Here is an 11,354-nt window from a genome sequence, read left to right on the forward strand (position 1 = left end):
ATCCCCGCCGGAGGCTCCTGCCCGTGAAGCAGGCGCCGCGGCAGGCAGGCTTAGAACGCCTCCGCCTCCAGTTCCATCACCGGCTCGGCCCCCGACTGGATGCGCGCCAGATGCGTCGCCGTCATCGGCAGTTGCCGCTTCATGTAATAGCGTCCGGTGGCCAGCTTGGTCTTCAGGAACACCGCATCGCCATCGCCGGCATCCAGCGACCCCTGCGCCGCGACCGCCATCTGCGCCCACATCAGGCCAAGCGCGACATGGCCGAACAGGTGCATGAAGTCGTAGCTGCCCGACAGAGCATCGTTCGGGTTCTTCATGCTGCGTTCCATGAAGAACATGGCGGCGGTCTGCAGATCCTTCGAGGCAGCCTTGAGCGGCGCAATGAAATCAGTGCCGACCGGCCCCTCGCCGTGCTGCTTGCAGAAGGCCTTGACCAGTTCGAAGAAGGCCATGACATGCTTGCCGCCGTCCTGCGCCAGCTTGCGGCCGACCAGGTCCAGGGCCTGCACGCCGTTCGCGCCTTCATAGATCATGGTGATCCGGGCATCGCGGACGAACTGGCTCATGCCGTGTTCCTCGATATAGCCGTGGCCGCCATAGATCTGCTGGGCCAGAACAGCCGTCTCGAAGCCCTTGTCGGTCAGGAAGCCCTTGATGACAGGGGTCAGCAGGGACACGAGCCCCTCGGCATCCGCATCGCCGGCGTTCGCCTTGTCGATCAGATGCGCGCCCCAAAGGGCCAGCATCCGCGCGCCTTCCAGAAACGACTTCTGGTCCATCAGGCTACGGCGGATGTCGGGATGGACGATCAGCGGGTCTGCCGCGCCTTGCGCATTCTGCACGCCCGTCACCGCACGGCCCTGCAGGCGGTCCTTGGCATAGGCGACGGCGTTCTGATAGGCGGGCACAGCGCAGGCATAGCCCTGCAGGCCGACGCCAAGGCGGGCTTCGTTCATCATCGTGAACATGGCCCGCATGCCTTTGTGCAGGTCGCCCAGCAGCCAGCCCTTCGCACCGTCATAGTTCATGACGCAGGTGGCGTTGCCGTGGATGCCCATCTTTTCTTCCAGCGCACCGACCGACACGCCGTTGCGCGCGCCAAGCGAGCCGTCCTCGTTCACCAGGTATTTCGGCACGATGAACAGGCTTATACCCCTGGTGCCCTCGCCGCCGCCGGGGGCCTTTGCCAGGACCAGGTGAATGACGTTTTCCGCCAGATCGTGATCGCCGGCCGAGATGAAGATCTTCTGCCCGGTGATCAGGTAGCTGCCGTCTGGCTGCGGGTCCGCCTTGGTGCGCAGCATGCCCAGATCGGTGCCGCTATGGGGTTCCGTCAGGTTCATGGTGCCGGTCCAGTCGCAGCTGACCATCTTCGGCAGATAGGTGCGCTTCTGTTCCTCGGTGCCGTGGGCGTGGATTGCGGAGTAGGCGCCGTGGGTCAGGCCCTGGTACATGTTGAAGGCCATGTTGGCGCTGACGAACATCTCGCCCGTAGCCACGCCCAGCACATAAGGCATCCCCTGGCCGCCGTATTCCGGATCGCAGTCCAGCGCCGTCCAGCCGCCGTCCTTCATCGCCTGGAAGGCCTTGTCGAAGCCGTCGGGCGTGCGGACGACGCCGTTTTCCAGCCGGCAGCCCTGCCGGTCGCCCACGGCATTCAGCGGTGCCAGCACCTCGGAGGCCAGCTTGCCTGCAGCGTCCAGCACCGCCTCGGTGAAGTCGCGATCCAGGTCCTCATGTCCGGGCAGTCCGGATTTCGACAGCTTCAGCACGTCATGCAGCGCAAACTGCATGTCGCGAACGGGCGGATTGTAGATCGTCATGGTGCTACCCTGTGATCATCTCTCTGGACACGGCGGCCAAGCGGGCTTCTGCATCGGAAAGCTGCAACTTGAGGTCGACGATCGCCTCGCTCAGTTCAGCATATTGGCGTTCCATGTCCGCAAGCCGCTGCCGCCCGACCGCGATGGTCGCGGCGATCTGGGCGCTGTTCGTGCCGCCGGGCTCGTAAAGCTCCAGCAACTGGCGGATTTCCTCGAGGCTGAAGCCGAACCGCTTGCCGCGCAGGATCAGCGTCAGCCGCGCCCTGTCCCGGCGGTCATACAGGCGATGCTGCCCGCGACGTTCGGGAAAGATCAGTTCGCGCGCTTCATAGAAGCGCAGCGTGCGGGGGGTGACGCCGAACGCATCGCACATCTGGCGAATCGTCATCAGCTCGTCGGACATGGATCGCGGTTCCTCCTCATTCACCGTCTGCCGTCCTTGACCACAGATATAGGGTCAAGTTGACGCGAACGTAAGCAGGACGCCGCGTCACAGGTGAAGTCAAGGCGAAGCGTACCGCAGGGTCAACCCATATCGCTCAACTCCTGCGCTGCGGTTTCGCGCAAAGCTTGCAGATCGGAGCGGGCGGCATTCAGTTCGGCCACCTGCGCGTCCAGCACCTTCAGCTGCCGGTCCGCCAGTTCCAGCCAGACCTGATACTGCTCGCGCGATCCCTTCTGTTCGTAGATCAGCAGCCATTGCCGGATGTCCTCCAGCGAGAACCCAAAGCGGCGGCCGCGCAGGATCAGCGTCATGCGGGCGATTTCCCGGGGGCCATAGAAGCGGGCGCGGCCTTCCTTCCGGGGGCTGAGAAGCTCGATGTATTCGTAATAACGCAGCGTGCGGGGGGTCACGTCGAAGCGCGCGCACATGTCCTTGAAGCTGATCGTCTGCTCGCCCGGCATTCGCGCCTCCTGTTTCCGGCTTTTCGGGAAGGCTAGCTTGTCGCAAGGCGCACCTCAACCTATGCGCAAGTGTTTGTCGGCAGACTTGAGCCGGAACGCATCTCGCGGATAGCGTGTCACGAAACGGAAAGAGGCGGCGATGGCAGAAGGCGGCAGCATGGCACAGGGCAACCAGACCCGAATCGCACAGCAGTTCATCGAGGCGATCCCCCATGCCCGGGCCCTGGGGATGCGGGTCGATGCGCTTGGCGCGGGAACGGCGGTTATCAGCATGCCTTGGGCGCAGCACCTGGTGGGCGACCCGCGCAGCGGGGTGGTGCATGGGGGCGTGGTCTCGGCGCTGATGGATACCTGCTGCGGGGCGGCGGTGATGGCCCATCCATCGGGTCCGTCATCGACGGCGACCATCGACCTGCGCATCGACTACATGCGGTCGGCGACCAGGGGGCAGCGGATCACGGCCCGGGCGGAATGCTATCACATGACGCGGACTGTGGCCTTTGTCCGTGCCGTGGCGCTGGACGAGGATACCGACAACCCGGTCGCCGCCGCCACCGGCGCCTTCACTGTCGAGAGGTGAGGCTGATGAACCGTCGCGAACCCCTGGACCAGATCAAGTCCCGCCGCGATTCGGCCTTGTCGGCGCTGGTGTCGGGCGTGCCCTACCTGACCTGGCTGGGCATCCGCTTCGACCGGCGCGGGGATGAACTGACTGCGATCCTGCCCTATGACGAAAAGCTGATCGGCAACCCGATGCTGCCTGCCTTGCACGGCGGGGTGACGGCTGCGTTCCTGGAAACGACCGCGATCATCGAACTCGCCTGGGCCGCGATGTGGGAGGATATGGAATCCGGCCGCATCGTTCCCGATGCCGCGATGGAGGGCAGCCTGCCGCGCCTGCCCAAGACCATCGACTTCACGGTGGATTACCTCCGCAGCGGGCTGCCTCGCGACGCCTATGCGCGGGCAAGGGTGGTCCGGTCGGGGCGCCGCTACGCCAGTGTCCAGGTCGAGGCCTGGCAGGACAACCGCGCCCGGCTGCTGGCGCAGGCGACCGGGCATTTCCTGATGCCGCAGGGCTGAGCGGGCCGAGGATGGAACGGCTCACCCACCGGCGGGTTCTGGCGATGGCCTTGCCTGTCGTGCTGCCGAATGCCACGGTTCCGTCATCGGCCAGTTGGGGCGGCCCGAGGCGATCGGGCCGTCGCCGTCGGCGCGGTGATCCTGACTTCGATCTGCTGGACCGTCGCTTTCTGCCGGGGCACATCGCGTCTTGTTGCGCCGGCTCTGGACCGCGCTGATGGCGCTGAACCTGTCGGGCGGCATCACCATGGCGCTGCTATCCGTGGTCTGAAGCCGCGGCGATGCCCTTCTGGCCATGTGGCCGGGATGGCCCCCTGCCGGTCACTGGTTTTCGCCAATGACCTGCTTGCGGGCGACCTCCATCAGTTCGGTCATCTTGGCGCGGATCTCGGCCTCGTCTGCCCGGCCTTCCAGATCGGCGGCCAGCTTGCTGCTGACATCATGCGCCCCCGTCGCCTCGAAATCCGAGGTGACGATTGTCATGGCATAGCGGCGAGCCTCGTCGCCCTGCATGCCCATGAGCCCCGCAGCCCATTCGCCAAGCAGGCGGTTGCGGCGGGCCTCGGCCTTGAAGCGCAATTCGGCATCAAGGGCGAATTTCGTTTCATAGGCGCGTTCGCGGTCGTCGAAGGTGGTCATCATTGCCTCCGTGTTGACGTGCCAAAGCTTAGCCTGCCAGCGCAGGCTTTCAAGCCTCTGTATTGCCCCCGGTGCTGCTTGTAAGGTAAGGCGCGTGGGATAAGCGACATGCAAAAGGACGCCCGCCATGGCACCGCGCCGCAAGAAGATTTACGAAGGCAAGGCGAAGATCCTGTACGAAGGCACGGAACCCGGCACGCTGGTCCAGTACTTCAAGGACGATGCGACCGCCTTCAACGCGCAGAAGAAGGCCGTGATCGAAGGCAAGGGCGTCCTGAACAACCGCCTGTCCGAATTCTTCATGAACGGACTGACGAATATCGGCGTCCCCAACCATTTCATCCGCCGCATCAACATGCGCGAGCAACTGATCCGCCAAGTGGAAATCGTTCCCCTGGAAGTGATCGTGCGCAACTTCGCGGCCGGATCGCTGTCCAAGCGCCTGGGTCTGGAAGAGGGCACGCTGCTGCCGCGTCCCATCGTCGAATACAGCTTCAAGAACGACGAACTGGGCGACCCGATGGTGTCCGAGGAATACATCATCGCATTCGGGTGGGCGACCCAGCAGGACCTGGACGACATCGTGTCGCTTGCCCTGCGCGTCAACGATTTCCTGTCGGGCGTCTTCTACGGCGTCGGCATCAAGCTGATCGACTTCAAGATCGAGATCGGCCGCGTCTGGGACAATGACTTCATGCGCCTGATCGTCGCCGACGAGATCAGCCCCGACAGCTGCCGTCTGTGGGACATGAAGACCGGCCAGAAGCTGGACAAGGACGTCTTCCGCCGCGATCTGGGCAACCTGACGGACGCCTATACCGAGGTTGCGCGCCGCCTGGGCCTGATGCCCGCCAATACCACCAGCCTGAAACCGACTGCGATCAACTGAAGGAAGACGCCATGAAAGCCCGTGTCACGATCATGCTCAAGGATGGCGTCCTGGATCCGCAGGGCGAGGCGATCCGCCACGCGCTTGGCGGCCTGGGCCACCGGGGCGTCGCAGGCGTCCGCCAGGGCAAGCTGATCGAACTGGATCTGGAGGCATCGGACGCCGCCGCGGCCAAGGCCGAGGTCGAGAAGATGTGCGAAGGGCTTCTGGCGAATACCGTGATCGAGAAATACTCGGTCGAGATCGTCTGACGCAGCGGCAACCTGCGTTTATCGGCAGGTTGCCCCGCAGACCCCGTTGCAAAAGCGCCGGGATTATCGCCCAATGCGCCGATGATGAACGACAAACCTGCCTCGACCGATACCGCCCCTGTGATCCGGATTCAGGGGCTGCACAAGGCCTACGGCTCGGTCGAGGTGCTGAAGGGCGTCTCGATGACGGCGCCACGCGGGCATGTGGTCAGTCTGATCGGCTCCTCGGGTTCGGGCAAGTCCACGCTGCTGCGCTGCTGCAACCTTCTGGAAAACAGCCAGGCGGGCGAGATTGCCTTTGAAGGCGAAGCCGTGCGCTGGAAGGGGCAGGGCGCGGCGCGCGTGCCCGCCGACCGCGCGCAGGTGATGCGGTTCCGCACCAACCTGTCGATGGTGTTCCAGCAGTTCAACCTTTGGTCCCACATGACGATCCTGCAGAACGTCATGGAGGCGCCGGTGACCGTGCTGGGCCAGGACCGGGGACAGGTCGAGGCCCGGGCCCGCGCGCTTCTGGACAAGGTCGGCATCGGCAACAAGGCCGACGCCTGGCCCGCGCAGCTGTCTGGGGGCCAGCAGCAGCGCGCCGCGATTGCCCGCGCGCTTTGCATGCAGCCCAAGGCGCTGCTGTTCGACGAACCGACCAGCGCGCTTGACCCCGAATTGCAGCAAGAGGTGGTGCGAGTCATCAAGGATCTGGCCGATGAACAGCGCACCATGATCATCGTGACCCATGACATGCGGCTGGCCGCCGATGTCAGCGACCATGTGGTCTTCCTCCACCAGGGCCTGATCGCCGAGGAAGGCCCGCCCGAACAGATCTTCGGCACCCCCCAGACGGATCGGCTGCGCCAGTTCCTCAGTGCCTCGACGCACTGACAAGACGACCAACAGGAGACGACAGAATGAAAAGACTGCTTATCGCCGCAACCGTCCTGGCACTGACCGCCGGGATGGGACTGGCCCAGACCGTCCGCATGGGAACCGAGGGCGCCTATCCTCCGTACAACTTCATCGACGACAACGGCGAGGTCGCGGGGTTCGAGCGCGAACTGGGCGACGAGCTTTGCAAGCGTGCCCAATTGGAATGCACCTGGGTCAAGAACGACTGGGATTCGATCATCCCGAACCTGGTGTCCTCGAACTATGACACCATCATGGCCGCGATGAGCATCAACGAGGAACGCAAGGCCGTCATCGCCTTCACGCAGGATTACCTGCCGCCGGCTCCGTCCTCCTATGTCGCGCTGCAGGACGGCGTCGATCTGGAAGGCGGCGTGGTCGCGGTGCAGACCGGCACCGTGCAGGCATCCCATATCGCCGAGACCGGCGCGACGCTGCTGGAATTTCCGAACATCGACCAGGTGCTGGCCGCCGTCCGCAACGGAGAGGCGGATGCAGGCTTTGGCGACCACGAGGTTCTGCGTCCCTTTGTCGAGGACAGCAACGATCTGGTCTTCGTCGGCGAGCAGGTCAACCTGGACGAAGGCATCGGCGTCGGCCTGCGCCAGTCCGACACGGAACTGCGCGAAAAGTTCGACGCGGCCATCACCTCGATGAAGGAAGACGGCAGCCTGAACGCGATGATCAAGAAGCACTTCGGCGACGAAGCGCAGACCTACGAATAACAAGCGGATCGGCCGCGGGCAGCCGCGGCCGACATGGGACGGGTAGATGTTTTCCTATTGCAGCGATCCATCGGTGCTGGAGGGGCTTGCCTGGTTGTCATGCTATCTGACGACCGGCACGCACCTGCTGTTCTATTCCAGCTTCATTGTGGTCCTGCTGCTGTTGGCGATCACTGCCCCCATTGCGCTGCTGTTCGGCTATGGCGGCGCGATGGCGTCGCGCTCGCGGATCGCGCCGATCCGCTGGTTCGGGCGGATCTATACGGCGATGGTGCGGGGAGTGCCCGACATCATCTTCTTCCTGTTCGTGCCGATCGCGCTGGACCAGGGGCTGGAATGGCTGCGGCACAAGGCGCTGTGCGACAGTGATGCGCCGGTGCGCCAGGGCAACGACTTCGTTGTCTGCGCGGCGGCAAAGCTGCCGCTTTCCACAAGCCCGGAATGGGTCCATGACATTTATGCCATGGTGCTGGCCGTGATCGCCTTTTCGGTCGTCTTCGGGGCCTTCGCTGCGAATGTCCTTTACGGCGCCATGCAGGCCGTGCCGCGCGCGCAGCTGGAAACCGCCGAGGCCTTTGGCATGACGTCCCGCCAGGTGACGCGGCGCGTCCTGGTTCCGCAGATGTGGACCTATGCGCTGCCGGGCCTGTCCAACCTGTGGATGATCCTCATTAAGGCGACGCCCCTGCTGTTCCTGCTGGGGATCGAGGATATCGTCTATTGGGCGCGCGAACTGGGCGGCGCCAAGACGCGGTCCTTCGCCTATCCGCATCCCGACTGGCGGCTTTACTATTTCCTTGCCGTGCTGGTCTTCTATCTGCTCATGACATGGGTGTCCGAGAGGGTTCTGGACCGGGTGACCGCGCGCCTTTCCCTGGGTCAGGCGACCATGGCGGGCGAGGCGCAGCGCAAGGCGGGTGCCGCATGAGCTGTGGGCAAACGATCCTGGATTACGGGCTGCGGTCGCTCGGCATTGGCGAAAGGCTGCTGCCGCGGTCGGACTTCACGCTGTGCCAGCAGTTCACGCTGATCGGATCCGGGCTGATCTGGAACCTGTACTTCGCCTTCTTCGCGCTGCTGTTCGGCTTCTTTCTGGCGACCGGGCTGGCGCTTGCCAAGACCAGCACGAACGCCTGGCTGCGCAAGCCGGCGGACGCCTTCATCTTCGTCTTTCGCGGCAGCCCGCTGTTCATCCAGTTCTTCCTGGCCTACGAAGCCCTGGTCCTGCTGCCCCGCGCGGGGGTCGAGGTCTTTGGCCTGACGATTGCGACAAGCTGGCTGGCCAAGGCTTGGGCCGGGGCGCTGATCGTGCTGACGCTGAACACCGCCGCCTATTCCGCGCAGATCTTCCACGGCGCACTGATGTCGGTCCCCAAGGGCGACATCGAGGCCGCCGAGGCTTATGGCATGACCGGATGGACCAAGTTCCGCAGGGTCCTGTGGCCCACGATGCTGCGGCTGGCCTGGCCGTCCTACACGAACGAGGCGATCTTCCTGTTCCATGCGACCACGCTGGTGTTCTTTTCAGGCTTTCCGGCCTTCCAGCAGCGGGGCGACAGCCTGTATTATGCCAGCTACTTCGCAGGGCAGACCTTCAACCCCTTCATCGCCTATCCTATCGTGGCTGCCTACTTCATCCTCTGCACCCTGGGGCTGATCGGACTGTTCGGCATGGTGAACCGGCGTCTGAACCGCCATCTGCCGGGTGCCGTCAAGCGTATCAGATATCGCCCGCAAGTTTTCCGGTGAGTTCATGGACTGGTTGAAACAACATCCCGAGGTCAAAACCATCCGCGTGGCCGCGGCCGACCTGAACGGGGTCGCGCGCGGCAAGCGCATCCCGGCTCGCTATGCCGACAAGATCCTGGAGGAAGGGACCAAGTTTCCCTACTCGGTCCTGAACCTGGACATCTGGGGCGAGGATGTCGAGGACAGCCCGCTGGTCTTCCAGATCGGCGACCCCGACGGGTTGCTGCTGCCGACCGAGCGGGGCTTTCTGCCCATGCCCTGGCTCGACGCACCGACTGCGCTCTTGCCCTTGTGGATGTTCCACCCTGATGGCCGCCCCTACGAGGGAGACCCCCGCCAGGCGCTGGCGCGCGTCATGGAACGCTACAACGAGGCCGGGTTGACCCCCGTTGTGGCGACCGAACTGGAATTCTTCCTGATCGACGATTCCGGCCGCCAGTTGCGCGTGCCGCCAAGCCCCCGGTCCGGCAAGCGCCGCACGGGCGGCGAGGTGCTGAGCCTGCGCGCACTCGATGCTTTCGACCAGTTCTTCACAAGGCTCTACGATGCCTGCGAGGCGATGGACATTCCGGCTGACACCGCGATTTCGGAAGCCGGCCCGGGGCAGTTCGAAATCAACCTGATGCACCAGCCGGATCCCCTCAAGGCGGCGGATGACACCTGGCTGTTCAAGATGCTGGTCAAGGGGATCGCCCGGCAATACGGCTTTGCGGGCAGCTTCATGGCGAAGCCTTACGAGACCTTTTCCGGCAACGGAATGCACATGCATTTCTCGATCCTCGACAAGGCGGGGCGCAACATCTTCGACAATGGCGGCGAGGAGGGGACAGAGGCGCTGCGCCAGGCCGTGGCCGGATGCCTGCGGGCGATGCCGGGATCGACCCTGCTGTTTGCCCCGCACGAAAACAGCTACGACCGCCTGGTGCCGAATGCCCACGCACCGACCGGTATCGGCTGGGCCTATGAAAACCGCACGGCTGCCATCCGCATCCCTTCATCCAGCCCCAGGGCACGGCGGATCGAGCACCGCGTGGCAGGGGGAGACGTGAACCCCTATCTGACAGTAGCGGCGATCCTGGGTGCGGCGTTGAACGGGATCACCGACCGCCTGGAGGCGCCCGCGCCTTTCAAGGGCAACGCCTATGATCAGAAGCTGGACCAGTTGCCCGGGACATGGGGCAAGGCCATCGACGCCTTCCACGAATGCCCGGAGATGCGGCGCATCTTCCCCAGCCACCTGATCGAGAACTTCGTCATGACCAAGCGTCAGGAGTTGCACTACATGGCCGAACTGTCGGACGAGGAAACGGTGGAGCTTTACCTCGACACCGTGTGACGTGTGTTTCAGCCCGCATAAAACTTCCTTTCGGCCGGATCCGCTTCCTTTTTGGCAACTACAAAACTTCCACCGCCTAGGCTGTAAAATCGGTTTCTGAAAGAATACAAAGAGTTGTCCTCATTGGCGTCCGATCCCGGTTATCACCCTCGCGGTTCTTGTTCATCTGGCGCCCCGGCTTGACGGCTGCTCTGGCCGCTTGCATGACTTTCTGACAGACCCGGGTCCTTCCTGAAATCCAGCATCCGCGCCGCACGAGCTGCCGGGAGGCTCATCCGCCATGCGGCGGAGAGATCAGCCGAGGAACCCGATGTCACGCTTTCCGATCATGAAGGGCAAATTCCCCGATCCTTCGCTCAATCCGCGGAAGATCAGTTCGCACCTGGCCAAACACCTGTTCCGATTGCGCGCAGGACATGCAGGCCTTGCTTTGCCGGAAGAAGCTCAAGGGGAAGGGCAATGGGCAGTTGAGGGGGAAGACAGCGAGAGGATCCGATTGCCCTTGGATGACATGAAGCGCGTGGACCGACACGCGGCGCGCCTGCATGATGGGGTCCTGCGCAGGTCGGGCCTGAGCCATCTGAACCGGGAAGATCGCGAGAAGCTCTCAGTCCTGAAGCATGGGGTCGTCCTGGCCCGCATTTCCAGCGCGGATCATGCTGATGAACTGGCTGCAAGCCTGCACGGCGAGATGCCCTGGATGGCACCTGCAACCGAGTACGCCTGGCATGCCATGCGCCGCTCGGTGCGCGAAGGGTGGGCTGGCTTCCGACTGCCGCCGGTGATCCTTGATGGACCGCCGGGCATCGGAAAAACCTACTGGGTGCGTCGATTAGGAGAGTTGATCGGAGCTGCCAAAGTAGACGTGGACGCGACGGGCGAGAATGCCTCCTTCGGTGTCGTCGGCTGTCAGCGAGGATGGTCGAGTGCCCGGCCGGGCAGGGTTCTGGAATGCATCATGGCGAAACTGATCGGCAGAGAGTGTCCGATCTTTTGTGTATGACTGATCCGGTCCATGCTTCACCGAAAGGAAGCATGCATGACAATCTCCAA

14 protein-coding genes are annotated in these 11,354 nt (G+C 63.7%); 10 read left to right on the top strand and 4 right to left on the bottom strand.

Annotated features, from left to right (window positions below):
* Nucleotides 1-50: 50 nt before the first annotated feature.
* The 3 genes from OU682_RS08685 to OU682_RS08695 form a co-directional block, all read right to left on the bottom strand.
* Nucleotides 51-1,823, bottom strand: a complete 1,773-nt coding sequence (locus OU682_RS08685; RefSeq protein ID WP_268941681.1) for an acyl-CoA dehydrogenase C-terminal domain-containing protein — start codon at nucleotides 1,821-1,823, stop codon at nucleotides 51-53.
* A 4-nt stretch (nucleotides 1,824-1,827) separates the two neighbouring features.
* Complete coding sequence (locus tag OU682_RS08690) at nucleotides 1,828-2,226, bottom strand: MerR family transcriptional regulator (protein ID WP_268941682.1); 399 nt, start codon at nucleotides 2,224-2,226, stop codon at nucleotides 1,828-1,830.
* Between the two features lie 122 nt (nucleotides 2,227-2,348).
* A complete protein-coding gene (locus OU682_RS08695) occupies nucleotides 2,349-2,729 on the bottom strand; it encodes a MerR family transcriptional regulator (protein WP_268941683.1) in 381 nt (126 codons plus the stop codon).
* 157 nt (nucleotides 2,730-2,886) lie between these two features.
* On the opposite strand from OU682_RS08695, the gene OU682_RS08700 reads away from it, so the two are divergent.
* Both OU682_RS08700 and OU682_RS08705 read left to right on the top strand, forming a co-directional pair.
* A complete protein-coding gene (locus tag OU682_RS08700) occupies nucleotides 2,887-3,309 on the top strand; it encodes a PaaI family thioesterase (RefSeq protein WP_268941684.1) in 423 nt (140 codons plus the stop codon).
* Nucleotides 3,310-3,314: 5 nt separating this feature from the next.
* Complete coding sequence (locus OU682_RS08705) at nucleotides 3,315-3,812, top strand: PaaI family thioesterase (RefSeq protein WP_268941685.1); 498 nt, start codon at nucleotides 3,315-3,317, stop codon at nucleotides 3,810-3,812.
* 321 nt (nucleotides 3,813-4,133) lie between these two features.
* On the opposite strand, the gene OU682_RS08710 is transcribed toward OU682_RS08705, so the two are convergent.
* Nucleotides 4,134-4,451, bottom strand: coding sequence for a DUF1476 domain-containing protein (locus OU682_RS08710; protein ID WP_268941686.1), 318 nt, complete (start codon nucleotides 4,449-4,451; stop codon nucleotides 4,134-4,136).
* 127 nt (nucleotides 4,452-4,578) lie between these two features.
* On the opposite strand from OU682_RS08710, the gene purC reads away from it, so the two are divergent.
* The 8 genes from purC (at nucleotide 4,579) to OU682_RS08750 (ending at nucleotide 11,304) form a co-directional block, all read left to right on the top strand.
* The gene (gene purC / locus OU682_RS08715; RefSeq protein WP_268941687.1) at nucleotides 4,579-5,340 is read left to right on the top strand and encodes a phosphoribosylaminoimidazolesuccinocarboxamide synthase; all 762 of its coding nucleotides are present in this window, start codon (nucleotides 4,579-4,581) and stop codon (nucleotides 5,338-5,340) included.
* A gap of 11 nt (nucleotides 5,341-5,351) precedes the next feature.
* Nucleotides 5,352-5,591 (top strand): phosphoribosylformylglycinamidine synthase subunit PurS, encoded by a 240-nt coding sequence (gene purS / locus OU682_RS08720; protein ID WP_268941688.1) that lies wholly within the window; start codon nucleotides 5,352-5,354, stop codon nucleotides 5,589-5,591.
* Between the two features lie 84 nt (nucleotides 5,592-5,675).
* The gene (locus OU682_RS08725; RefSeq protein ID WP_268941689.1) at nucleotides 5,676-6,467 is read left to right on the top strand and encodes an ABC transporter ATP-binding protein; all 792 of its coding nucleotides are present in this window, start codon (nucleotides 5,676-5,678) and stop codon (nucleotides 6,465-6,467) included.
* Nucleotides 6,468-6,493: 26 nt separating this feature from the next.
* The gene (locus OU682_RS08730) at nucleotides 6,494-7,216 is read left to right on the top strand and encodes a transporter substrate-binding domain-containing protein (RefSeq protein WP_268941690.1); all 723 of its coding nucleotides are present in this window, start codon (nucleotides 6,494-6,496) and stop codon (nucleotides 7,214-7,216) included.
* A 46-nt stretch (nucleotides 7,217-7,262) separates the two neighbouring features.
* Entirely contained in the window at nucleotides 7,263-8,144 is an 882-nt protein-coding gene (locus OU682_RS08735) for an ABC transporter permease (protein WP_268941691.1), read from the top strand.
* Nucleotides 8,141-8,965, top strand: a complete 825-nt coding sequence (locus tag OU682_RS08740) for an ABC transporter permease (protein ID WP_268941692.1) — start codon at nucleotides 8,141-8,143, stop codon at nucleotides 8,963-8,965. The genes OU682_RS08735 and OU682_RS08740 overlap by 4 nt, the downstream gene beginning before the upstream one ends.
* 4 nt (nucleotides 8,966-8,969) lie before the next feature.
* Nucleotides 8,970-10,301, top strand: coding sequence for a glutamine synthetase family protein (locus OU682_RS08745; protein WP_268941693.1), 1,332 nt, complete (start codon nucleotides 8,970-8,972; stop codon nucleotides 10,299-10,301).
* A gap of 310 nt (nucleotides 10,302-10,611) precedes the next feature.
* Nucleotides 10,612-11,304 carry a hypothetical protein gene (locus tag OU682_RS08750; RefSeq protein WP_268941694.1) on the top strand — a complete coding sequence of 231 codons (693 nt, stop codon included), beginning with the start codon at nucleotides 10,612-10,614 and terminating at the stop codon, nucleotides 11,302-11,304.
* Nucleotides 11,305-11,354: the final 50 nt, after the last annotated feature.

The sequence above is a fragment of the Paracoccus benzoatiresistens genome, from assembly GCF_026913015.1.
Lineage (GTDB): Bacteria > Pseudomonadota > Alphaproteobacteria > Rhodobacterales > Rhodobacteraceae > Paracoccus > Paracoccus benzoatiresistens.